The sequence below is a fragment of the Streptomyces sp. NBC_00353 genome (assembly GCF_036108815.1).
GTDB lineage: Bacteria > Actinomycetota > Actinomycetes > Streptomycetales > Streptomycetaceae > Streptomyces.
Genome location: NZ_CP107985.1, coordinates 1,249,337 through 1,272,056 on the forward strand (window position 1 = coordinate 1,249,337; position 22,720 = coordinate 1,272,056).

The 22,720-nt window shown below is 69.1% G+C and carries 19 protein-coding genes; 8 read left to right on the top strand and 11 right to left on the bottom strand.

The window, feature by feature from the left end:
• Positions 1-464: 464 nt before the first annotated feature.
• Positions 465-1,721: an MFS transporter gene (locus OHA88_RS06105; RefSeq protein WP_328624558.1), complete on the top strand. Its 1,257-nt coding sequence runs from the start codon at positions 465-467 to the stop codon at positions 1,719-1,721.
• Positions 1,722-1,953: 232 nt separating this feature from the next.
• Here OHA88_RS06105 and OHA88_RS06110 read toward each other — a convergent pair whose 3' ends face one another.
• Positions 1,954-2,859, bottom strand: coding sequence for an AraC family transcriptional regulator (locus OHA88_RS06110; protein WP_328624559.1), 906 nt, complete (start codon positions 2,857-2,859; stop codon positions 1,954-1,956).
• A gap of 143 nt (positions 2,860-3,002) precedes the next feature.
• Between OHA88_RS06110 and OHA88_RS06115 the strand changes: the two genes are divergently transcribed.
• From OHA88_RS06115 to OHA88_RS06125, 3 genes are all read left to right on the top strand, one after another.
• Positions 3,003-3,320 carry a putative quinol monooxygenase gene (locus OHA88_RS06115; protein ID WP_328629606.1) on the top strand — a complete coding sequence of 106 codons (318 nt, stop codon included), beginning with the start codon at positions 3,003-3,005 and terminating at the stop codon, positions 3,318-3,320.
• An 88-nt stretch (positions 3,321-3,408) separates the two neighbouring features.
• Positions 3,409-4,377, top strand: coding sequence for an alpha/beta hydrolase (locus tag OHA88_RS06120; RefSeq protein ID WP_328624560.1), 969 nt, complete (start codon positions 3,409-3,411; stop codon positions 4,375-4,377).
• A gap of 54 nt (positions 4,378-4,431) precedes the next feature.
• Positions 4,432-5,193 (top strand): SDR family NAD(P)-dependent oxidoreductase, encoded by a 762-nt coding sequence (locus tag OHA88_RS06125; protein WP_328624561.1) that lies wholly within the window; start codon positions 4,432-4,434, stop codon positions 5,191-5,193.
• A gap of 281 nt (positions 5,194-5,474) precedes the next feature.
• On the opposite strand, the gene OHA88_RS06130 is transcribed toward OHA88_RS06125, so the two are convergent.
• The 3 genes from OHA88_RS06130 to OHA88_RS06140 form a co-directional block, all read right to left on the bottom strand.
• Complete coding sequence (locus tag OHA88_RS06130; RefSeq protein ID WP_328624562.1) at positions 5,475-6,539, bottom strand: WxL protein peptidoglycan domain-containing protein; 1,065 nt, start codon at positions 6,537-6,539, stop codon at positions 5,475-5,477.
• Between the two features lie 76 nt (positions 6,540-6,615).
• Complete coding sequence (locus OHA88_RS06135; protein ID WP_328624563.1) at positions 6,616-8,592, bottom strand: metallophosphoesterase family protein; 1,977 nt, start codon at positions 8,590-8,592, stop codon at positions 6,616-6,618.
• A 128-nt stretch (positions 8,593-8,720) separates the two neighbouring features.
• Positions 8,721-9,929, bottom strand: coding sequence for a HupE/UreJ family protein (locus tag OHA88_RS06140; RefSeq protein WP_328624564.1), 1,209 nt, complete (start codon positions 9,927-9,929; stop codon positions 8,721-8,723).
• Between the two features lie 171 nt (positions 9,930-10,100).
• Here OHA88_RS06140 and OHA88_RS06145 point away from each other — a divergent pair, with 171 nt between their 5' ends.
• The 3 genes from OHA88_RS06145 (at position 10,101) to OHA88_RS06155 (ending at position 14,636) form a co-directional block, all read left to right on the top strand.
• Positions 10,101-10,784: a hypothetical protein gene (locus tag OHA88_RS06145; RefSeq protein ID WP_328624565.1), complete on the top strand. Its 684-nt coding sequence runs from the start codon at positions 10,101-10,103 to the stop codon at positions 10,782-10,784.
• A gap of 482 nt (positions 10,785-11,266) precedes the next feature.
• A complete protein-coding gene (locus OHA88_RS06150) occupies positions 11,267-13,741 on the top strand; it encodes a SpoIIE family protein phosphatase (protein ID WP_328624566.1) in 2,475 nt (824 codons plus the stop codon).
• 34 nt (positions 13,742-13,775) lie between these two features.
• On the top strand, positions 13,776-14,636 hold the full coding sequence (locus tag OHA88_RS06155) for a hypothetical protein (RefSeq protein ID WP_328624567.1): 861 nt from the start codon (positions 13,776-13,778) through the stop codon (positions 14,634-14,636).
• Positions 14,637-14,710: 74 nt separating this feature from the next.
• Here the strand turns inward: OHA88_RS06155 and OHA88_RS06160 are convergent, their stop codons facing one another.
• Positions 14,711-15,781 (bottom strand): enoyl-CoA hydratase/isomerase family protein, encoded by a 1,071-nt coding sequence (locus OHA88_RS06160; RefSeq protein ID WP_328624568.1) that lies wholly within the window; start codon positions 15,779-15,781, stop codon positions 14,711-14,713.
• Between the two features lie 265 nt (positions 15,782-16,046).
• Between OHA88_RS06160 and OHA88_RS06165 the strand changes: the two genes are divergently transcribed.
• Positions 16,047-18,251 carry a SpoIIE family protein phosphatase gene (locus tag OHA88_RS06165; RefSeq protein WP_328624569.1) on the top strand — a complete coding sequence of 735 codons (2,205 nt, stop codon included), beginning with the start codon at positions 16,047-16,049 and terminating at the stop codon, positions 18,249-18,251.
• 107 nt (positions 18,252-18,358) lie between these two features.
• On the opposite strand, the gene OHA88_RS06170 is transcribed toward OHA88_RS06165, so the two are convergent.
• The 6 genes from OHA88_RS06170 to OHA88_RS06195 all read right to left on the bottom strand — a co-directional run bounded on the left by OHA88_RS06170 (position 18,359) and on the right by OHA88_RS06195 (position 22,664).
• Positions 18,359-18,985, bottom strand: a complete 627-nt coding sequence (locus OHA88_RS06170) for an LAETG motif-containing sortase-dependent surface protein (RefSeq protein ID WP_328624570.1) — start codon at positions 18,983-18,985, stop codon at positions 18,359-18,361.
• Positions 18,986-19,259: 274 nt separating this feature from the next.
• Positions 19,260-19,748: a GNAT family N-acetyltransferase gene (locus tag OHA88_RS06175; RefSeq protein WP_328624571.1), complete on the bottom strand. Its 489-nt coding sequence runs from the start codon at positions 19,746-19,748 to the stop codon at positions 19,260-19,262.
• 39 nt (positions 19,749-19,787) lie between these two features.
• The gene (locus OHA88_RS06180) at positions 19,788-20,384 is read right to left on the bottom strand and encodes a sugar O-acetyltransferase (protein WP_328624572.1); all 597 of its coding nucleotides are present in this window, start codon (positions 20,382-20,384) and stop codon (positions 19,788-19,790) included.
• Positions 20,385-20,434: 50 nt separating this feature from the next.
• Positions 20,435-21,385, bottom strand: a complete 951-nt coding sequence (locus OHA88_RS06185) for a DUF6397 family protein (protein ID WP_328624573.1) — start codon at positions 21,383-21,385, stop codon at positions 20,435-20,437.
• Positions 21,386-21,522: 137 nt separating this feature from the next.
• Positions 21,523-21,936 (bottom strand): roadblock/LC7 domain-containing protein, encoded by a 414-nt coding sequence (locus OHA88_RS06190; RefSeq protein WP_030932976.1) that lies wholly within the window; start codon positions 21,934-21,936, stop codon positions 21,523-21,525.
• Between the two features lie 125 nt (positions 21,937-22,061).
• Positions 22,062-22,664 (bottom strand): GTP-binding protein, encoded by a 603-nt coding sequence (locus OHA88_RS06195; protein WP_425899895.1) that lies wholly within the window; start codon positions 22,662-22,664, stop codon positions 22,062-22,064.
• Between the last annotated feature and the right edge of the window lie 56 nt (positions 22,665-22,720).

Below are 22,720 nucleotides of genomic sequence, written 5' to 3' on the forward strand. Positions count from 1 at the left end.
TGGGAGCGAGGTGGGTATCGACGTCTCACGCGATCCTGATGGTTGCTTGGCGCATGGCCTTGCAGTCATCGTGGCCCATGGGCCGTGGACCGGACAGCACCGGACAATGCCAACACGGCACATCTCGCCCGTCCGGAGTCCAGGCCGTCGACGCATCACCTGATCTTGAAGGGCCGGAGTCACAGGCTGGGCCGAGGACCAGTCCGCCCGCCCTGGGTGCCGTTACCGCCCTTCGACGCGGGCCCTCAAGAGGGCAAGGATGCCAGTGCTGGCCATATCTTCAGGGCGACGCTCTGCTGCGCTAGTTCGTGGCGGGCGCGTTCGCAGTCCAGACGCCGACGCCCCAGTCTCTCCCGCCTGCAGGCGGGGATGTCAGCAGTCTGCGGCACTGCTAGTGTCCACTCGATTCCGTCTGTCGTCCGGGCACCCTCGGATCACGGGTGGAACACGACGGAGCGCGCACGATGACTGCCGAGGACCAGACCGCGGCGCACACGACAACAACGGCTGCCGACCAGGCCGGGGGCGGCTCGACCGGGTCGGCGCGGCACAGCAGGGCGGGAAGCGCCGGACGGTGGCCGGCGACAGCCGTCTTCTTTCTCAACGGACTCACGCTGTCGACGTACATCGTCCGGCTCGGATCGCTGAAGGGCAAGCACCACCTGAGCGACGGCCAACTCGGGCTCATCGGCATGGCCTTCGCCGTGGCGGCCCTCGCTTGCATGCAGGGAGTGGGACCGCTGACGGCCCGGGTCGGCACGCGGCCGGTGCTGCGCATCTCACTCCTCGTCATGCCCGTGCTGCTGGCGCTGGTCGGCCTGGTCAAAGGAGCCGTCGAACTCGTAGTGGTCGTCACAGCACTCGGTGCCGTGCACGGCACCACCGACGCAGTCATGAACACCCATGCCGTCGCGATCGAGCGGCGCCTCGGACGCCCCATCCTCAACGGCTGCCACGCCGCCTGGAGCGTCAGCGCTGTCGTGGCCTCACTCGCCACGGCCGTCCTGGCGCGTGCGGGTATCTCGTTCGCCACGCACCTCGTGGCGGCCGCAGCCGTTCTCATGGCCGGCGCCCTGCTGTTGGGGCCACTCCTGGTGGAGACCGGCACGAGAGAGAGCGCCCGCGCGTCCTCGCCCGCGCCGCGCCGTCTGGGCCTGCGCGGCGGCTGGAGCCGCCACGTCGTGGCACTCGGCCTGACCGGCACGGCACTGATGGTCTGCGAAGGCGCCGCCCTCGGCTGGAGCGCGATCTTCCTGCACGACTCCCGGGGCGCCTCGCTCGCGCTCGCGGCCACGGCGGTGACCGCGTACACCGGAGCTCAGGCGGCAGGCCGGGTGATCGGCGACCGCCTGACCCTGCGCCACGGCGCCCCGGCTCTGTTCCGCGCCGGTGGTCTCGTCGCGGCGTGCGGCCTGGCGATGGCGCTGCTTTCGCCGAACCCGGTCGCAGCCATCGGCGGGTTCGCCGTCACGGGCGCAGGCGCGTCGGTCCTGCTGCCGTTGGCCTACAGCGCGGTCGGGCAGACGAAGACGGGCAGCCCGGAAGCCGCGACGCCGATCTCCCGGTTCACCACCTTCACCTACGCGGGAACCCTCTTCGGCCCTGCCGCGATCGGCTGGGCCGCCGAGCTCGCCGGCCTGACCTGGACGCTGGCCGCACTCATCCCCGTGCTGTGCGCCGTCGCACTCCTGAGCCGACTACCCGGCCACCCGCAGCACTGAGGGCGCACCAGGCCGCCGACACCGACCCCCGGCCGCAGTGTGTCCTGGCGGCCTCCTGGCGAACCGTAAGGCCCGCCTGGTCGAGCAGCTCATCGCCGCCGTGCCGGAGCGGGGCGAGCCCGTGGTGGTGGAACTCGGTCCGGGCACCGGGCCGGCCACCGAGGCGATCCAACGCAAACTGGCACTGATTCTCACTCGCCCTTGCACGATCCTCCTGCGTGGCGCGGCCTGCTCAAGGAAGGACACCTGCCGGGGTGCGCACAGCCTGACGCAGGCGGGCGGCGTCCCGGCTGGGCGGCGCGCCGAACTGGCGGCGATACTCCCGGCTGAACTGTGACGGGTTGTCATAGCCGACGCGGTGTCCGACCCCGGTGACGTCGCCCGGGTGCGTGGCGAGCAGCAGCCGGGCCTCCTGCAGCCGGATCTGCTTCTGGAACTGGATGGGGCTCATCGCTGTCACCGCCTGGAAGTTGCGGTAGAAGGCGGAGACGCTCATGCCGGACATGCGTGCCACCTCGTCGACCCGGAAGGGCTCGGCGTAGTGCTCGCGGATCCAGCGCACGGCCCGGGAGATGTGGCTGAGGCTGCTGTCGGCCAGGCCGAGCTGACGAACCGTCGCACCTTGGTCGCCGGTGATCACACGCCACAGGATCTCGCGCTTGACCAGCGGGGCCAAAACGGCCCGGCCGCGGGGCTCGTCGAGCAGGCGCAGCAGCCGCACCACCGCGTCGAGCAGCGCGGCCGGAGCGTCGCTGACGGCGATCCCCGACGGAACGCCTCCGCCGGCGCGGGGGATGTCTCCGGGACCGGCCTGCAACAGCAGTTCGGCAACGGCGGACGGTTCCAGTGTGAGACCGAAACCGAGGGCCGGCTGCTCGGGGTCGGCCCGGGCGAACTGCCCCGTGACAGGCAGGTCGACGGATGCGACCAGGTACTGCCCGGGGCCGTACTCGTAGACCCGGTCGCCCAGCGCGAGGCGCTTGGCCCCCTGGGCGATGACCGCGAGCACCGTGCCGGACATGGAGGGCGCCGGCGGATCCGGCCGGTCGACCTTCGAGATGAGGACGCCGTCGATAGCGGTGGTCCAGTCGGGCCGGGCATGCCGGGCCAGCAGTGTGCGGAGCTCTTCGAGGTACATGTGTCCATTGCAGCACTATTCCGCGCTATGACTCTTGCGTACGCGAGGATTGTGCAAGTACGAGCGAGCATCGGTCTAACGTTTCCGCAGGTCAACTCGGTTGAATGGAATCACCTCACTCCATCACCGAGAAAAAGGTAGCCATGATCGCCAGCTACGGCTTCAACGCCACCCTGACCGCCAAGCCCGGAATGGGCGACCAGCTGGTCGACCTGCTACTGACCGGCCTGAACGAGGGCAGCCCCGGCGCCAGCGAACACTGCGTCGTCTACCTCGTCTCCCGGTCCGCGTCCGACCCCGACATCGTCCACGTCACCGAGGGCTGGACCAGCCAGGAGGACCACCACCGGATCTTCGCCGGCGAGGCCGCCCAGGCCATCGTCGCGCAGATCGACGGACTGCTGGCCAAGGAGTCCGAGTACACCGACTACGTCCCGGTCCGCGGCAAGGCCGCCTTCTGACCCGCCGATCGCCTCACACCCCGGCCCTTGCCGAGCCGGCCCTCCCCTCGCCCGACCGTCCGCCACCACCCCACGAAAGGCCGCCACCATGCCCACGGTACGACCCACCTTGGACCCCGAACTGCGTGAGCTGCTCGCCGACATGCGCCTCATGTCCCAGCTCAGCCCGGAAGTACTCGCGCAACTGCGCCAGCTCCCCTCGACGCCCGTCGAGCCCCTCCTCGCCCACCGGCAGGCCGACCGGCGCGAAGTCACCGTGCCCGCCAAGGACGGTGCCCCGATCCCCCTGTCGGTCTTCAGCCCCGCGAACACCGATCGCACCATCGCCGCACCCTGCGTCTACTGGATGCACGGCGGCGGAATGGTCATGGGTGACCGCTTCTCGCAGATCGACATCCCCCTGGAGTGGCTCGACGAGTTCGGCGCGGTCGTGGTCTCCGTCGACTACCGGCTCGCACCCGAGGCCACCGGTACCACCCTGGTCGACGACTGCTATCAGGGACTGCTCTGGGTCGCCGAACACTCCGCCGAACTGGGCATCGATCCCGCCCGGATCGTCGTCGCGGGCGCCAGCGCGGGCGGCGGCCTCGCGGCCGGTGTCACCCTGCTGGCCCGCAACCTCGGCGCCCCGGCGATCGCCGCGCAGATGCTGATCTGCCCCATGCTCGACCACCGCAACACCAGCACCTCCAGCCGCCAGTACTCCGGCGGGCCCGGCGTGTGGACCCGCGAGATGAACGAGTTCGGATGGCGTGCCGTCCTCAGCGACCTCACCGACCACGAGGTCCCCGAGTACGTCTCACCCGCGCTGGCCGACGACCTCTCCGGCCTGCCGACCACCTACATCGACACCGGCTCCGCCGAAGTCTTCCGCGACGAGGACACCGACTACGCCACCCGCATCTGGGCGGACGGCGGCCAGGCCGAACTCCACGTCTGGGCGGGCGGCTTCCACGGCTTCGACGCCCTGTACCCGCAGGCGCGCATCTCGGCCGCAGCCCGCCAGACCCGCACCGCCTGGCTCGCCCGGCTCCTGCTGCCGGACTCCGCCGCATAGCGCCACCGGCGCACTCACACAACACACGCACGACCGCACACCAGGAGGAACACCATGAAGGTCGCCATCGTCACGGGCGCCAGCTCCGGCATCGGACGAAGCGCCGCGATCGAGATCGCGAAATGCGGAAACGGAGTCATCCTCACCTACGGCACCAACTCACAAGGAGGGCTGGAGACGGCCGCCACCATCGAGAAGGAGGGCGGCACGGCCGTCGCACTCCCGCTGGATGTCAGCGAAGCGGGCACCTTTGTGGCCTTCCGCGACAGGGTGGCTGACGTGCTGCGCGGCACCTGGCAGCGCGACACCTTCGACTATCTGGTCAACAACGCCGGTTTCGCGCAGACGTCGTTGATAGAGGACACGACCGAGGAGACGTTCGACAGGCTCATGCGGGTACTGCTCAAGGGCCCGTACTTCCTTACGCAGAAGTTGCTGCCCCTGATGGCGGACGGCGGGGCCATCGTCAATACGAGCAGCAACTCGGCGACGGCGGCGACCGGCCTGGAGCCTGGCTACTCTGCCTACGCCTCGATGAAGGGCGGACTGGACGTGCTGACCCGGTACATGGCGAAGGAATTCAGCGCGCGTGGCATCCGCGTCAACGCCGTCTCGCCGGGGTCGACCCGCACTCGGATCGCCGACGACGCCTTCACCCGGTTCCCCGAGGTCGTCCCGGCCCTCGCTGCGAAGACCGCGCTCGGCCGGGTCGGCGAACCCGACGACATCGGCGCGATGATCGCCACACTGGTCTCCGACGAGAGCCGCTGGGTCACCGCTCAGAACATCGAGGTATCGGGCGGCTACAACCTCTAGCAGAAGATCACTGAAAATCTTGGTGCAGGGCGTCTGGCTGTCGGCTGGGCGGTGATGGAGCGGCCCGTCCGTCAGCCGGATCTGCGGCATCGACGACGATGTGGGCTTGGCGTCGTCGACCTTGCCGGGCTTGCTGCCCGCGGCGGCGATCAGGAACTCGTGGACCCAGTGGATACGACGTCGAACCGGTCCTGGCCGCCTGTAGTTGCCGGCGGCCGTCTCGGCTGTGAGTGCGTCGCGGTCGGACCGACGACGCACGCGGGCGGTCGGCGCGCCTGCGGCTACCGGTCGCGGAGCGCCTGCTCGACCGCGTCCCGTACGCGGGCGTCCTCACGCGCCTTGCGCCGTACGCGGTTTCGGCGCCGGACAACGAGTGCCCCGGCGACTGCTGCGATCAGCACGACGACCAACAGCAACAGCGTCCACGGGACGGCCCAGCCGTGCGCGGTGGCCTGGACCGGCTTGAGCGAACTGGTGGAGCCCGACGCGTCGGTGAGCAGAGGTGTCAGGGTCGCGGTCGCGGCGAGGCTGACTCCGGGCGCCACGCCGTGAACGGGCGCCTTCACCTTCCAGCTCTCACCGGGGAGCAGCTCCGGCGGCGGGGCGATGTCGCCCGCTGCGGACCGCAGCCACCCGAACGGGCCGGAGACCGATACCGCCTGCTTTGCCGACAGGATGGCGTTGCCGGTGTTGTGGATCGTGTACGTGACGGTGGCGTCGCCCTTGGCGAACGGGTTGATCGACCCGGCGTAGCCCACGTGGAGGTCCTCGATCGCGAGCTTCGGTTTGAGCTCGCCGCTGACCCGCAGTTTGACCCGGATGCCGAGGCGCCGGTCCACGTTGATGCCCTCGGCTTCGTCGGACTGCCGCAGAGAGGTGAGGATGCCACCCACGTAATCGCCTGGCGTGGCGTTGTCCGGAACGGCGACCGTGAAGGGAATCTTGGCGGACTTGCCGGGCTTGATCACGACGCTGTCGCGGTCGGCGTGGACCCAGGCTCCGATGCCGACGGACTTCTTGTCCTTGGTGAGCAGATCGAGCTGGCCCGTGCCGGTCGTAAAGCCGTCGGCGGCGTAGACAGCGAGTTCGAGCGTGGACTTGCTGTGGTTGGCGACGACCATGGCGTCCTCGGCGTTGCCGCCGGGGTTGACGCCGTAGCTGAAGCTGGAGCGGTCGTCGCCGTACCCGTTCGCGGCCGTTCTGACCGTCCAGGTGACGTCGCCGTTGTCTGCCAGAGCGGGATCGACCCGCAGGCCGACGATCGCGAGGGCCATGAGCAGGGCCAGGGTGGCGGTACGAACGAGTGCGCTGGCGGTGTTCTTCCGGCGCGGGACGGGCGGGTGCATGTCGGGGTTCTCCTGGAACTTCAGGCGGGACGGGGCACCGGAAGGTGCCCCGTCCCGCCAGGTTGGGACGGGTCGATCAGCTGCTCAGTGCGGTGATCGTCAGAGTGGCGCGGTAGCCACCCTTGGTAACGCTGTCCGGGATCTTCAGACCCAGGTCGGCGCCGAGCTTGGCCCCACCACGGGCGTGACCCTGGTCGGCGTGAGCGAGGCCGCGCGAGACGGAAAGGCCCGTGCCGTTGTCGTCGTAGCCGGAGGCCACCGATTCGCCGCTGGCGGCGCCGGCGCCCTGGTCGAGGACGTACGGGCTCCAGCCGAGGTACGAGCCGGAGAACGTCTTGTCGCCGTCCTTGAAGTCGCCCACGTTGGCCGAGATCGACCACGGGGCGAGCGAACGGCGGCTGTCCGACACGGTGATCGGGTTGATCTTGCCGGAGGCCTCGAAGTGGTCACCGTTGCGCTCCTGCGCGGTGCCGAGGTCCACCAGGCCGTTGTAGCCGTCGATCGTCCAACCGAACTCGCCCGGGGCCGGGTTCGGCACGTTGACCTGGAGGTCCTGGCCGGTGCCGTGGTTCGGGTGCACCTTGAACTTGTCGACGGTCGAGCCGACAGGCTGGCCGGCGTCGGTGTTGGTGCACGACATGCCCTGCTCGACCTCGGAGTTCGGGGCCGCGCAGGTGCCGCTGCGAATGTCCTCGACGACGAGCTTGTCGCTGCGCACCTCGACCTTGACGTAGGTGCGGACGTGCTCCTGGTTCTGGACCGAGTTGTACCAGTAGTTGCTCGGGTTCTGCGGGTCGGCACCGTTGCCGGCACCGCTGGTGCCGCTGCTGTCCGGCTTCGTGATGTCGTAGTACTTCGAGCCCGAAGCGGAGTTCGCGGTCACGTAGATGACGCCACCGGGACCGGGGTACAGGTCAGCGGCGCCGGGCTTCTCGTCCGGGTTCGCCTTCTGGCCGTTCTTGATCTCGTAGCTGCGCGAGTAGCTGTGGTCGTGGCCCTGGAGGACCAGGTCGACACCGAGCTTGGAGAACGCGCCCGAGAAGTCGACGCGGCGGACCTTGTTGTCGTTGTCCTTGGCATGGGAGGCCGGCGAGTAGATCGCGTGGTGGTAGGTGAGCACCTTCCACTTGGCCTCGGCGCCGTGCTGGTTGATGACGTCGGTCACGTACTTGATGTGCGCCGCGTCACCGCCGCCGCCCTGGGAGGTGGCGTAGCTGTTGCTGTTGAGGTTGATGAACAGCACATCCTTGTAGATGTACCAGTAGTCACCGCCGGACGTGTTGGACGCCGGGTTGCCGTTGGAGTACAGCGGGGCCGAGCGGTCCGTGTTCGGGGTGGTGAAGTGCTGCTCGTACGCCTTGCCGCCGACGTCGTGGTTACCGATGGTGGGAGCCCACGGGTACTGGCGGAGCTTGTCGGGGGCCAGGAAGGAGTTCCACTGGGACTCGGTGTTCGCGGACTCGACCTGGTCACCGCCCGACAGCAGCAGTTCGGCGTTGGGGTTGGCCGCCAGCGAGACGTCCACGGTGTCCTGCCAACCGGCCTGGTCCTGCCCCAGGTTGCCGGACGAGCCGATCTGCGGGTCGCCGAAGAACAGGAAGTCGTAGTCGCCCTCGAAGTCCTGCGTCTTGAAGGAGTACGTCGAGGACCAGTTGCCCTCGGTGCCGACGCGGTAGGAGTACGCCGTGTGCTCCTTCAGGCCCGTGATCGTCGCGTGGCGGTTGAAGCCGCCGCTGGTCGCGATGTTCGCCGCGCCGGTGGCGTCGAAGTTGGCAGCGTCCGCCGGGAACTCGCCGTTGACGAGCGCGGTGGTCGGGGCGACCTGGAGCTTCTGCGCGGTGTCGGCCGAGGAGTACCAGGTCACGGTGCGCTGGGTCTCGTTGGCGCCCACGCCGAGTATGACGCCGGTGAGCGTGGCGGATTCGGCGGCGGCGGCGGGGGACGCCGTGCCGCTGCCGAGGGCTACGGCCAAGCCCAGGAATGCCGCTGTGGCCCCAGTGGCCGCGCGGCGCCGTACAGACCCGGGAGCCTGTCTCTTGGTGCTCGATTTCATTGGTTTTTTTGTTCCTTTAACGCACATGGGTGCACGGAATGGAGACCCTTACGATTCCTTCACACGGTTAACCCGCGACCAATGCCGTCTCGGACTTGTCTGAACATCTCGCGGGACCTGAATCGGTCTCAGATTCCGAACGTCCGTTGCACGAACCACACCAACCCCATGGCTGACACGCCGGCGGAGACCACACCGGTCGCCCAGAGGCCGGCCGTCGGCGCCCGGTGGCGCAGCACGATCAGCAGCGGGAAGAGGGCGGCGATGATGGCCAACTGCACGGTCTCGATGCCGACGTTGAACACCAGCAGGGACCACAGCAGGGTCCATGACCACGCCTCGTCGATTCCCAGCGCGCCCGCGAAGCCCAGGCCGTGCACGAGGCCGAAGCAGAACACGACCCCGAGGCGGGTCCAGCCCGCACGGTCCAGGCTGAAGTGGCCGCGTCCTGCTGTCTCGAGGTCGGACGCGTGGCCGCGGCGCCGCCAGAGCCGCCACAGGTGCCAGCCGGCGACCACGGCGATCGACAGCGCGATGACGGGCTCCACGATGCCGGCGGGCGCGTCGACCAGACCGAGCGCGGCGAGCATGAAGGTCACCGAGTGCGCCAGGGTGAAACTCGTTGCCACGAGCACGATCTCGCGCAGGCGCCGTGACCCGGCGATGAGTGCCAGCAGGAACAGGATGTGGTCGATCCCGGTCAGCAGGTGCTCGGCGCCCAGGCGGAAGAACTCCCAGAACCGTTCGTACCAGGCCTGACCGATCGAGAAGGACGGGTGACCGGCGTCGAGTGCGGCACTGCCGGAGCGGCCGTCGAGCTCGTAGGTGACGATCGTCTTGGTGCCCTTGACGTACGTCTCGGCGTCGGGGAACAGCCCGCTGCGCACCTCGAGGTCGTCGCCCCGCTCGGAACACGCCCAGTCGAGCAGCAGACCGGCGTACGGCACCCCTTCATGCCGGCCGATCGTGAAGTCGCCGACCCGTGTCGGTAGGCACGCCCTGCCGTCCGAGGTGACCGAGAAGCGCTCGGTCACGTATCTGACGGCCGACTCCGCATGGGCGTTGAGGGCCGCGGCCTGTTCCTTGCTGTCACCTGTTTCGAACGCGGCGTTTCCCGTCTCGAAGAGGGGGTCGTCGTCCTCGTAGTCGGCGGCGGATACGACGAAGAGGTCGTATTCGAGCCCTAGTTTCGTCCGTATATGACCCTCGTTGCCCTCGGCGACGTCGACATACGCGGTCGACGTGAACCCGTGGGCGGACGCCGGCTGTGCGGCGCTCAGGAAAGCGATCACGGCCGCGGTGATCCCGACGACGGTGCGGCGGACTCGTTGTGACATGTTGCTCCTTCAGTTGCCAGTGCACGGTGCGCGTCACGGGTGAACACGGCCCGGGCGGCCGGCGAACTGTGGAACAACAAACGCGATAACGACACCTGCGGAGGTAGGCGGCACCAACCGCGATAGCAGGATGTAGACGCACCATCTGCCACCACTCGGAGGACGATCGCCTTGCGCTCCCTGCTTCGGGCCGCTGCCGCGCTGGCCGCGGCCGCCGCGCTGGTCACCGGATGCAGTTCCGGCGACGACTGGTCACGGCCGCACTCACGGCCCACTCCCGTGGGCACGCTCGGTCCGGGTTTCGTCGACCCCTCTTCCCCACCCGCCCCGGAGGGGACCGCCACACCGCGGCCCGGCTCCTGGGCCGGGGTCCACCCGCCGAAGGACTACCGGGTGGTCCTTCTCACCTCGGGTGCCGAGCGCCCGACCAAGAAGCTCGTGACGGCGGTCCAGGACTGGGCCGGGGACGAGCACGTCGACCTCAGAACGATGACCGCCGACGGCCCGTCCGACCTCGTTCCCAGCATTACCAGGGCCCTCGAGATGAGCCCGGACCTCATCGTCAGCGCAGGCAACGACCTCGTCGACCCCCTCGCGGTGGTCACCCCGAACCACCTGTCCCAGCAGTTCCTCGTCGTAGGCGCGGAGCTGGCCGAGCCCACCCACAACGTCACGGCGGTCGACTGGTCCGGTGCGTCGTTCCGTGGCGAAGGGCTCGGCATGTCCTCGACGTACGACCCCGGCTCGTTCTCCACCGAGCGCTGCGCGGCCGCCATCAGGGCAGGCGTCGCGTCCGTGCTCAACGACCTGACCGGGATCGTGATCTGGCTCGACGACCCCTCTGCCCCGCGCTGAGGGCCGCGGTCGTCTGCGAGAGTGCCGGTCGAACCCACTCATTGGTTCTGGACGTGCGAGGTCAGCACGGGCGGGGCCAGCAGAGGGCTGCGCCGCAGTTGTGAAGCGGCGCGAGCTCACTGTGGAGGGCGGAGAAGTCAGCCGGGCAGCGTGGCGGGAGCGGGCCAGCAGCATTGGGGTGGAACCGTCCGGCTGTTCGGCGCCACCGATGAGCACGCCGTACACCTCTCTATGGGGCCTTCTCTGGCTGAACGGCTCGGGCACGGGCGTAGCAGGTTCTTCACTGGCCCGGGGCGGGCCATTTCCGCCGAGCCCTTCGACGTCCTGGGTCGGCTCGAAGACTGAAAGCACCCCTCGTAGGTAAGCTGAAACCAGCCCGGCGAGCGCATCCGCGCAAGCGTCTGCGCATCGGGAACGCGCTGCACTGGATGGTCGGCATGGGTGCTCGCAGGAGAACTCGTTCCACAGCAGCAGACCTCCCCTTGGGTCCATCGACCGCCCTGGTTGTGGTCGACGGCGCAGGGGTGGTGCGGGGGTGGAGCGCGGGGGCTGCGAAACTTCTCGGCCACTCGAGCCCGGAGGTGCTGGGCAGGCCGCTGTCAGAGGTCTTCTCCCCGGCGGAAGGGGCGACGTATCAGGCGGGCGCCCCTGACCTCGCCGCGCGGCTCGGGGCGCAGCAGGGCTGGAAAGGCCGGCAGACCGTGCGTCACCGGGACGGCCGCCGTCTCGAGCTGCAGATCGGGATCCTGCCCATCCAGGACTCCGGCGATTGTTCGATGCGACTGATTCTCGCCGCCGACACGACTCGGACCTGGTGGTGGAGCGCCGGCCGCTCCCTGCTGGAAGGGATCACCGTCACCGCTCCGGTGGGCGTGGCCATGGTCGACACCGAGCTGCGGCTCACCTGGGTGAACGATGCCATGGAGCGCCAGTGCGGCATCCCCCGCGAGCGCTTTCTGGGGCGGCGCCTGGGAGAGATCCTGCCCGACCTGGATGTGGAGCACACCGAAGCGGAGATACGCCAGGTGCTGGAGACCGGCCGCCCTTCGACGGGCCGTGAGTACTTCGGACACGTTCTGTCGGAGCCGGGTCAGATCGCCTATTCCACCTCGTGCTTCCGCGTGGAGAACGAGGACGGACGACCGCTGGGCGCGTGCTACATCGTCCTTTCCACCACCGACCACTACCGCGCCCGGCAGAAGCTGACACTGCTGAACGAGGCCCACAAGCGCTTGGGCAGCACGCTGGACGTCCCCCGCACGGCCCAGGAACTGGCCGACGCGGCCGTCCCCGGGCTCGCCGACCACGTCACCGTCGATCTCCTCGACTCGGTACTGCGCGGTGAAGAGCCCCCATCCGGCCCGGCCGACGCCATCACTGCGGCCTCCCTCCGCTGCGTCGGACACCGCTCCGCCCGCGAGGGTGCCCCGCCGCCCATCCCGCCGGGTGAACACTCCGACTACCCTCCGCTGTCGGCCACGGCACGCGCGCTCATCAGCGGCTCCTCCACGCTGATCCCCGAGTTGGACCCCACCGATCCCGACTGGACCGCCGACGACCCGGCCCGTGGCGCGTACCTGCGCGACCTCGGTATCCACTCACTGATGATCGTCCCCATCCGCGCACGCGGCACCACCTTGGGAGCGGCCACCGTCGGCCGCCGGCAGCCCAGAGTGCCGTTCGAGCACGACGACCTGGTCCTCGCAGAGGAGCTGGTCGGACATGCCGCCGTCTGCATAGACAACGCCCGCCGCTACACCCACGAGCACGCCGCCGCACTAACCCTCCAGCGCAGCCTGCTCCCCCAGGACCTGCCCGAACAGAACGCAGTCGATGCCGCCTACCGCTACCTGCCCGCCGACACGGCAGCCGGCGTGGGCGGCGACTGGTTCGACGTCATCCCGCTCTCCGGAGCCCGCGTCGCCCTGGTCGTCGGGGACGTGGTCGGACACGGCATCCACGCCGCCGCCACCATGGGACGGCTCCGCGCCGCCGTACAGACCCTCGCCGACATCGACCTCACCCCCGACGAGGTGCTGGCCCACCTGGACGACATGGTCAGCCGGATCGCCGAGGAAACCGACGACGAATCCGGCGTGACCGGGGCGACCTGCCTGTACGCCGTCTACGACCCGGTCGGCCGCCACTACACCCTTGCCCGCGCAGGCCACCCGGCACCGGCGCTCGTCTCTCCCGACGGTGCCGCCCGGCTGGTGGATCTCCCCAGCGGCCCGCCCCTCGGCCTCGGCGGTCTGCCCTTCGAATCCATTCGGATGGACGTCCCCGAGGGCAGCATCCTGGCTCTCTACACCGACGGCCTGATCCAGAGCCACTCCCTCGACGCCGACCAGGGACTCCGGCAGCTGCTCGACGTCCTGGCCGTCCCGCAGACCCCGCTGGAGGACCTCTGCGACGCCGCCGTCGCAAGCATTTCGGCCAACCGGCCGGGAGACGATGCGGCACTGCTGCTGGCCCGCACCCACACCCTGGGCGAGGATCACGTCGTCTCGTGGGACATCGCCAAGGATCCGGCGGCCGTCGCACCGGCCCGTGCCAAAGCGGCCCGGCAACTCGCGGTGTGGGGGCTCGAGGAGCTCACCTTCACCACCGAGCTGGTAGTCAGCGAACTCGTCACCAACGCCATCCGCTACGCCTCGGGCCCCATCCGGCTACGGCTCATCCGTGACCGTACGCTCATCTGCGAGGTCTCCGACGGCAGCAGCACCTCCCCCCATCTGCGCCACGCCCGGACAACCGACGAGGGCGGCCGCGGTCTTTTTCTGATCGCCCGATTTGCCCAGCGCTGGGGCGCCCGATACGCCGGTGACGGCAAGACCATCTGGTCTGAACAATCCCTCCGACCCGCCGGACTCGAGCACGACTTGCTGAAAGCCTTCGGAGATCTCAGCGACCTCGAGGACAGCGGCCCCCTGAGCCGATTGGGCAGCCGTGGCTGACGCAGCCTCACGCGCGGAGCAACGGGTCGCGTGCGTGCGAGACGATGCGGCCGGGCGCTACGAGCTGGCGCGGGAGTTCTACCGGCTTGCCACGGGCCCCCGCCGCCGGTACGGGCATGCCGAGCTGAGTTTCATGCACTGGTCCCTCGCCCGTGGTGTCCTCGAGCCGGAATCCTCCGAACCGCCGGGAAGTCCCTGGTGGCGCGCCGTCAACGAACGGCTGCTGCGGGACAAGACCGAGGCCCACCTGCTGTCCGCCGGGGCCACAGGCATGCCCAGCGCCCGCAGCGTCGAGTACTGGGTGGACTTCATCCGCACACCGGAGCCCGGCCGCTGGTACCGCGCGCACAACGCCAGCATCGTCGCCGGCTACGTGCAGCACCAGGATCTGGCCGCCGCCGAGATGCAGGTCGAGCGGTTCATGCTGAACGTCGCACTGCTCCGCGTCCTGTTCACCCATGCGATGCTCGCGCGCCCGCGACTCGCGCTCGGCCGACTGGCCGCCCTCGGACCGCTGCTGGCCGATCCGCGTCACCGGGCCGTCCAGATGTTCCTCGACCTCGGCCGGTCCTTCCCGCCCCAATACCCAGTGATCGAGACCGTCGAGGAAACGATCCTCGACGAGCACGCCTTCGCCCGCATGCTCGACTACGGCCTGATCGCCCCACGGCTGACCGCACTCTACGAATTCTCGGCCGCGTCGCTGGACCAGCCGCAGCTGACCTCCCTACTGGACGACGGCGTCCCGGCCTACGCATGGCCGCACAAGGACCGGCCGCTCTGGTACATCGGCAACACCGGCCCCCACCTCCGTGCCATCGCCCGCGCCAGCGGCGTCCGCCTGCTCTGGGAACCGTCACCGCTGGACCGCTCCCACCGCCGACCGCACCGGTGACGGCACCGCACCGCACCGCAGCGGTGTGCGGTGGGCTTGGCGCCCTTTCCCCGCCGGCACCTGTGGAGCCTGAATCACGGAGAGCTCACATGCGGGGCGAGGCCGAGTTCGCGGGCGCCCAGCGGCTCGAAGAAGCCCGCCACGTCCGCCGAGCTGACCTGGGCGAGCCGGGCCGGGCTCCACTGCGGGTTGCGGTCCTTGTCGATGATCTGGGCGCGCACGCCCTCCACCAGATCGGGCCTGGTGAAGGCGGCGCAGGAGACGCGGAATTCCTGGTCGAGCACCGCCTCCAGGCTACCGAGGCGCCGTGCGCGGCGTACCGAGGCGAGGGTCACCTTGAGTGCGGTGGGCGACTTGGTGAGAATCGTTTCGGCGGTCTCCTTCGCGGCGGGTACGCCGCTGTTCTGGAGCCGCTCGACGATTTCTTCGACCGAGACAGCCGCGTAGCAGTCGTCGATCCAGTCGCGGTGGGCGGACAGTTCACCGACGGGCGGAGCCGTGGCGTATCGCCGCACAGTCGCCACGACCTCGGCAGGCGTCGTGCTCCCGGCGAGATCCCGGGTGAGGTCCACCAGGTGCTCGGACGGGACGAAGTGGTCGGCAAGGCCGCACAGCAGCGCATCGCCGGCGCCGACCGCGTCCCCGGTGAGCGCCAGGTGGGTTCCGAGCTCACCGGGTGCGGACGCGAGGAGGTGGGTTCCACCGACGTCGGGTACAAAGCCGATGCCGGTCTCCGGCATGGCGACGCGTGAGCGTTCCGTGACGATACGGACGCTGCCGTGGGCCGATACCCCGACGCCGCCGCCCATCACGATGCCATCCATGAGTGCGACGTACGGCTTGGGGAAGCGGGCGATACGGGCGTTGAGCCGGTACTCGTCGCGCCAGAAGTCCACCGATGTGCTGCCGCCCGCTCGGGCGTCCTCGTAGATGGCGCGGATATCGCCCCCGGCGCACAGACCGCGCTCCCCTGCCCCACTGAGCAGTACCGCGGTGACCGAGTCGTCGCGTTCCGCCGCGGCGAGGGCTTCGTCGATGCGGAGCACCATGGTGTGGGTCAGCGCGTTGATCGCCCGGGGCCGGTTGAGCGTGATGTGCCGGATGCGGCTCTCGGTGTGCAGCAGGACGGGGTCTTCGTTGTTCATGAGTGCGCTCCGGTCAGCCCCTGTGCCGTACCGTCCGCCGGTCACGGACGATCTTCCGCTGTTCATTGTGCGTGGTGGGTGGTGGGGTGGGGCGGCAGGGGGTGCCGAGGACCGGGGGCAGGGGCGGTAAGGGGCGTCCGAGGCGCCGGGGGGTGTCGTCAGCTGTGGCAGTCATCTGGAACCGGTTCGACAATTGAGGCGTATACGAGCACCGCACACAGGCCGCACTGCCCGCCAGTCCCGCCGGACGATCTCCGGAGCAGGAATGACCGACAATGACCGGACGCCAGACGCCGACGATTCCCCCCGCGTGCAGCTCGACCGGTGCCACAACGGCGAGACCGGGACGGCGCAGCGGCTTGCGCTGAATCGCACGGGCAGCTTCGAGTGGGACCTGGACGCGCGGACGCTGGACATCGACATGGCCGGCCTGCTGGTCTTCGGGGTGGACCCGGACACCTTCACCCCCCGCCCGGGGGCCCTGCTCGAGCGGCTCGAACCGGTGGAGCGGACCCGGCTGGAACTCGCGGCCGACGAGGCCATCAACGGCAGTCGCAGCTCGTACAGCATCCACTTTCAAGTCCCGCTCGACGACGGCACGCACCAGTGGACCCATATCCAGGCGCGCGTCCTGCGCAGCGACGACGGACGGGCGCACCGGGTCATCGGAGTCGTACGGGATGCGACGGCGGAGATCACCCATTCGGCCTTCGTGCTTGACCTGGAGAAACGCCGCCAGCGTCAGACCAGCATCGTTGAGCGCACAACAAGTGCAATGGCGCGCGCGGTGACCGTGGACGATGTGACCGCCGCGCTCACCGGCCCGGGCGGGCTCGCCAGGCTGGGCGCCGACGGGCTCGCCCTCGCGCTGGTCGAGAACAACGTGCTCAACGTCATCGCGCTGAGCGGCGACGCTCCGGAGGCGATATCCGAGGTAGCGGCCAGGAATCTCGACCCTCGATTCCCCCTGGCCGACACCATCCTCCGTGGCCGGCCAAGGTTCGCGACCTCGGTCGGCGCACTCACCCGGCGCTACCCGGCGCTGGAGCCGTACGTGGACCAGTTGAAATTCCGCGCCGCAGCGTATCTACCACTGGTCGCACAGGCGCGCACGTTGGGCGGGCTTGCGCTCTTCTACCACGAGCGCACGGCCTTCAACGCCGACGAGCGCAATCTGTGTCTGGGGCTCGCGGCCATCGTGTCCCAGTCGCTGCAACGCGCGACCCTCTTCGACGAGGAGCGCGAATTCGCCACGGGGCTGCAGTCGGCGATGCTCCCCCGGCAGATCCAGGAGATCAAGGGTGGCGAAATCGCCGTGCGCTACCACGCTGCGTGGAGCGGGCGGCAGGTCGGTGGCGACTGGTACGACGTGATCCCCCTGCCGAAGAACCGGTTCGGCATCGTGGTGGGCGATGTCGAGGGCCACGACACCCACGCGGCCGCCATCATGGGTCAGCTGCGGATCGCCCTGCGCGCGTACGCCGCCGAGGGGCACCCGCCGGCCACCGTACTGGCCCGGGCCTCGCGGTTCCTCGACGAACTGGACACGGATCGCTTCGCCACGTGTACGTACGCGCAGGTCGATCTCGCCTCGGGGACCGTGCGCATGGTCCGCGCCGGGCACTTCGGTCCGCTGATCCGGCATACGGACGGCCGGATCGGCCTTCCACAGGTACGGGGCGGGCTGCCGCTGGGGATCTCCACCGCCTTCGAGGACGAGGAGTTCCCGGAGACCCGTCTCGACCTGGTGCCCGGCGAAACGCTCGTCCTGTACACCGATGGCCTCGTGGAGGAGCCGGGAGCCGATATCGACGCGGGTGTCCGTGCACTGGTCCACGAGGTGCGCGCCGGTCCCACGCGCGCGCAGCCGCTGGCCGACCATCTGTCGGACCGGCTCTGGGAGCGCTGGGGCGCGGGGGACGATGTCGCGCTACTGGTGCTGCGGCGCAGTCCGGATCCGGGGTCGCCGCGAGCGCCGCGGTTGCACCAGTACATCCACCAGGCGGATCCCGAGGGGCTGTCCGAAGCCCGGGCGATGGTGCGCCAGGCCCTGGACGACTGGAACCTGGGCGAATTCGCCGACGACGCCGAACTGATCACCGGTGAGCTACTGGTGAATGTGCTGCTGCACACGGACGGCGGAGCGGTGCTCACGCTGGAGGTCCTTCCGAAACCCGTCCGGCGGGTGCGGCTGTCGGTGCAGGACCGTTCCAGTGCCTGGCCGAGGCGGCGAACTCCCGGCGAAACGGCGACATCGGGGCGCGGCCTGTTGCTCCTCGATGCCATCGCCATCCGATGGGGTGTCGAGTCGCGCGGCGAAGGAAAGGCCGTCTGGTGCGAGATCGGACCATCGGCACCATCCGCCGCCGCTGCCCGGATCCGGAAGTCGACCCGGTCTGCGGAACCTGGGGCGCACGTGAAGCCGCCCGACCCTGCGGAGTCCGCGGACCCTTCTGAAGGCCCGAGTTGAGGGGAGTTGAGGGGCGCGCCGCCACGCGCGGCGTGATGCGGCACGCCCCTCGCCCCATGGTCCGTGGCGCGATCCCGCGCTACGGACCAGCGGACCACTGAGCTACGTCAGTGCTGTGCGGTGCGACGCTTGCGCACGGACCACATGATGCCGCCACCGGCCAGCAGCACGGCGACAGCCGCACCACCGATGACAGGGGTGGCCGACGACGAACCCGTCTCGGCCAGGTCGGGCGAGCTGGGGCTCGGCGAAGCCGCGGCGGGCGCGGTCTCCGGGGAGCTCTCGCTCGGGGTGGCGCTCGGGGTGGGCGCCTCCGTGGTCGGCTTCTCGGCCGGCTTCGACTCGGACTCCGTCGGCGTGGGCTTCGGGGTGTTGTCCGCACACACCGGCGCCGTCTTGGTCTCGTCCTTCGAGAACCGGTCGCCGTCACCGGCCTTGACGACCAGGTGGACCGTCAGTTCCTTGTCGTGCTGAGGCAGCGCGAGCTTCTTGTGGAACTCCTTGCCGAACGTCTCGGTGGGCAGGAGGTCCTTTCCGTCGACGGTGACGGTCACCTGGTTGGTGACGCCACCGTTGTAGGCGGTCAGGTCAAGGCTCACATCAGTACAGGTCACGGCCCAGGTGGGGGTGTGAGCTGCGGCCGGTCCGGCGCAGAGGACCGCGCCGGTCAGGCCGGCAACCGCAACGGCCGCGTATGTCCCCGCGGCGCGCCACGATCTCCTGGGTATGGTCATGGATTCTTCCTCCACATATTTCATCGCCCGAATGGCGGTGGAGCGCACAGTACTGCCCTCCATAACCGTCCGCGCAACCGACCCATGCGCCACGCGAGGTTACAACTGTCACCACATCACCTCGGGTTGGTACATGCCGGACACTCCCCTGGGGCCGCGACCCGTCCAGCGGTGGCGTGAAGTGAGCGTATGGCGCCGGACCGCCCGTTCCGCCGACCCGAGAGCAGTCCGAGGAGCAAGTCCTGCCGGCGGCCCGACGAGCGGGCCCCATGAGTCAGAGCGCGCGATGCATGATGTGCAGTCCGACGAACCCGTGCTTCGGGTGGTTGAACCCTTCGGGCAGGGTCCCCAGAATCTCGAACCCGAGTGAGCGGTAGAGCCGCACCGCATAGTGGTTGGTCTCCACGACGGCGTTGAACTGCATCGCCCGGAACCCTGCCGCGCGAGCCCACTCCACCGTGTACACGCACAGCGCCCGGCCCACTCCCTGACCGGAGTGCTCGGGGTCGACCATGTAGCTGGCGCTGGCGATATGCCTGCCGTTGCCCATGTGGTTGTTGTTCATCTTCGCCGTACCGAGGACGGCCCCGTCGTCGTCGACCGCCACGACCGTACGGTTCGGCTCCTTCAGCAGCCACCAGTCGCGGGCGTCGTCCTCGCCCAGCTCGAGCGGGTAGGTGAACGTCTCCCCGGCAGCAACGATTTCGTGGAAGAACGGCCAGATGGCGGGCCAGTCCTCGGTGGTGGCTTCCCTGATCAGCATGAGGACACAATGCCGGTGCGGGGCGCCGTTCGCGAACCGTTATTCGTCGCGCCGGGCGGGTGCTTGCTCCCCTTCTCCCGGGTCGAGAGTACGAATGACTCGGGCGGGGCTGCCGACCGCCAGCACTCCCGACGGCAGGTCCTTGGTCACGACGGATCCTGCGCCGACGACGGTGTCCGCCCCGATGGCCACACCGGGACAGACGATCACCCCGCCACCGAGCCATACGTTGTCCCCGATCGTCACGGGGTCCGCCTTCTCCCAGCCCGCACGGCGGCGCTCGGTGTCCAACTCATGGCTGGGGGTGAGAAGCTGAACGTTCGGGCCGATTTGTACATCGGCACCGATCGTGATGGGCGCCGCATCGAGGAAGACCGCTCCGAAGTTGATGAACGTACGCGGGCCGATGGTGATGCGAGCCCCGTAGTCGCAGTAGAACGGCGCGCGAATGTTGACATCCGCGCCCACCGAGCCGAGCAGCTCCTCCAGGATCTTCCGCCGTTCGGCGGGCGTTGCCCGCGCCGCAGTGTTGTAAGCCTCGCAGAGTTCGATGCGTCGCTCGGTATCCGCGCGCAGTTCGAGATCGTCCGCGATGTACCAGTCGCCGGCCAGCATCCGCCTCTTGTTCTCCCCCACGACTCACCTCTCTCCTTGCGTATCCATCGTGTCCGTCGTGTCCGGTTCATTCAACGGTCTTCGCCGGCAGCCCGTTCCCAACCGTCCTGCGCCCCCGTATCGCGCCTTGGCAGACCGAGTCGGGCAAGCAGCCCGGGTGCGGGATCGGAGTCGGTAACGGGAACGGGACCGGGTCGATGGTCATCTCCCGGACGCGGAGCCTGTCGCGACGCCCGTGCGCCGTCCAGCTCCATGATCAGATCGATCCTCCGCCAGAGGATCTCGTCCGGATCGTCCGCCTGCATCAGCTGTGCCATGGTCTCCCGGGCGACGACGGATCCCGGCGGCCCGAAGACCGGCTCGGGCCGGACCTTGGCGAGGTAGGCGCGCTCGTACGGATCGTCGACCACCTCCGCGAGCTGAACCGCATCCAGCGCGCCGGCGAGCACTGCCGCGCGCCGCCAGGGATCCTCCGTCCGGCTCAGCAGCCGCTCGATCCGTTGTCCGCGCCAGTTGCGCGCCCGCCAGTCGATGCCTGCATCCAGCCGGGCCCTCATCCAGACCGGACTGTTCCCGGCCAGCAGTTGAGGAGCCCGGGCCGCGAACCCGAGGACTTCCTGGGCGAGATAGAGCCACACAACCGCTTGATACCGATTCAAATGGAACGTGACCGGCGTGATGCATCCAGCCCGGGCCAGTCCGGTGAAGCGGACCGGACTGATACCGAGCAGCCGCGCCCCTGCCGCCGTGCCCACCGTACGAACCCGTTCGCGCACCGCGTCCGGGAAGCCGTCCTCGGACCGGAGCCGGTGGATCTCCCCACGCCCCACCCTGGGTCTGCCGCCGGCCTGCTCCGCCGTGGTGCGCACGATGCCCAGGTGCACCGCAAGTTCGAATTCACCGCGCTTCAGACCCAGTTCCTGCGCCGCTCGTCCCGCTGCCACCGTCCCGCCAGTGATGTCGGTGGCAGCGGCCGCCTCGGCGCACAGCACTTCTGTCCGCGCTGCTTCCGTAACAGCCATGACTGTCCTCCCCCGTGAGGATCCGCGAGTTCCGTAACTCTCTGTGATCACGGTATCTCGAGGGGAAGACTTTCGCCCGGCCTGTGGACAACTCTCACGGCCGGGCGAAAAGTGCAGGTCGGATGGGCTCCGTACGGTCAGATCCGGTTGACTCCTCCATGGCCGCCCTGGCGTGCGGTGACGCCGAGATGTTCTCCGACCTTGTTCACGAGCAGCGTCATCTCGTACGCGACCTGACCGACGTCGGCCTCGGCCGCGGTCAGCACGCACAGACAGCTGCCGTCCCCGGCGGCAGTCACGAAGAGGAGCGCCTCGTCGAACTCCACCATCGTCTGCCTGGCCTTTCCTGCCCGGAAGTGCCGTCCCGAGCCACGGGCGAGACTGTGCAGCCCCGACGAGACCGCGGCGAGATGCTCCGCGTCCTCCCGTGCCAGCCCCGTGCTCGCTCCCGTCACCAGGCCGTCGTTCGAGAGCACCAAGGCGTGCCGAATGTGCTCGACGCGGCCGGTGAGATCGTCAAGGAGCCAGTCAAGTCCCCTGTCCAGCGCCATTTCCCCGCTCCTCCCCGCTCATGCGTTCCCCGTACGTGTCCCCGTTCCCACGTTGCGCGCAAGCCTTGCGCACAGCTCACGTACGGGCAAGCGCCCCCTGCATCCGCAACGTCGCGCAGGAACGGTCAGCCCACCGAGTCGAGGAGTCTCGCCGTGTGCATCCGGCCGGCGTACTCGACCATGCGGATGAGGACTTCCTTGCCCGAGTCGCGGTCGCGCGCGTCGCACAGCACGACCGGTGTCCCCAGGTCGAGATCGAGGGCGCGGGACACTTCGCGCTCGCCGTAGGCGCGAGCTCCCGCGAAACAGTTGACGGCCACGACGAACGGGATCCTGCGATGCTCGAAATAGTCGACGGCCGGGAAACAGTCTTCGAGCCGCCGGGTGTCGGCGAGCACAACCGCGCCGAGGGCCCCCTGGGACAGTTCGTCCCAAAGGAACCAGAACCGGTCCTGCCCCGGTGTACCGAAGAGATACAGCGAGAGGCCGGACCGGATGGTGATGCGCCCGAAATCCATGGCCACGGTCGTGGTGGTCTTCTGATCCACCCCGTCGGTGTCGTCGACCGACTGTCCGGCCTCGCTGAGCAGTTCCTCCGTACGCAGCGGCCGGATCTCACTGACCGCACCGACGAGAGTCGTCTTACCGACTCCGAAGCCCCCGGCGACCAATATCTTCAGCGCGAGAGCGTCGGTCTCCGCGGCTTGATCAGCCGCTCCCTCGACCATCTCCCCGCCCGTTCTGTCAGCGTCCTCGGAAGGCATCGATCACTTCTCTCACCCGT

Bases quoted from the DNA above. Each gene is read 5' to 3' on its own strand.
- OHA88_RS06190 (WP_030932976.1), bottom strand. From the start codon at position 21,936: ATGGCGCTGGACAGGGGACTTGACTGGCTCCTTGACGATCTCACCGGC.
- OHA88_RS06140 (WP_328624564.1), bottom strand. From the start codon at position 9,929: ATGTCACAACGAGTCCGCCGCACCGTCGTCGGGATCACCGCGGCCGTG.
- OHA88_RS06135 (WP_328624563.1), bottom strand. From the start codon at position 8,592: ATGAAATCGAGCACCAAGAGACAGGCTCCCGGGTCTGTACGGCGCCGC.
- OHA88_RS06120 (WP_328624560.1), top strand. From the start codon at position 3,409: ATGCCCACGGTACGACCCACCTTGGACCCCGAACTGCGTGAGCTGCTC.
- OHA88_RS06160 (WP_328624568.1), bottom strand. From the start codon at position 15,781: ATGAACAACGAAGACCCCGTCCTGCTGCACACCGAGAGCCGCATCCGG.
- OHA88_RS06105 (WP_328624558.1), top strand. From the start codon at position 465: ATGACTGCCGAGGACCAGACCGCGGCGCACACGACAACAACGGCTGCC.
- OHA88_RS06110 (WP_328624559.1), bottom strand. From the start codon at position 2,859: ATGTACCTCGAAGAGCTCCGCACACTGCTGGCCCGGCATGCCCGGCCC.
- OHA88_RS06175 (WP_328624571.1), bottom strand. From the start codon at position 19,748: ATGCTGATCAGGGAAGCCACCACCGAGGACTGGCCCGCCATCTGGCCG.
- OHA88_RS06125 (WP_328624561.1), top strand. From the start codon at position 4,432: ATGAAGGTCGCCATCGTCACGGGCGCCAGCTCCGGCATCGGACGAAGC.
- OHA88_RS06170 (WP_328624570.1), bottom strand. From the start codon at position 18,985: ATGACCATACCCAGGAGATCGTGGCGCGCCGCGGGGACATACGCGGCC.
- OHA88_RS06165 (WP_328624569.1), top strand. From the start codon at position 16,047: ATGACCGACAATGACCGGACGCCAGACGCCGACGATTCCCCCCGCGTG.
- OHA88_RS06185 (WP_328624573.1), bottom strand. From the start codon at position 21,385: ATGGCTGTTACGGAAGCAGCGCGGACAGAAGTGCTGTGCGCCGAGGCG.
- OHA88_RS06115 (WP_328629606.1), top strand. From the start codon at position 3,003: ATGATCGCCAGCTACGGCTTCAACGCCACCCTGACCGCCAAGCCCGGA.
- OHA88_RS06195 (WP_425899895.1), bottom strand. From the start codon at position 22,664: ATGGTCGAGGGAGCGGCTGATCAAGCCGCGGAGACCGACGCTCTCGCG.
- OHA88_RS06130 (WP_328624562.1), bottom strand. From the start codon at position 6,539: ATGCACCCGCCCGTCCCGCGCCGGAAGAACACCGCCAGCGCACTCGTT.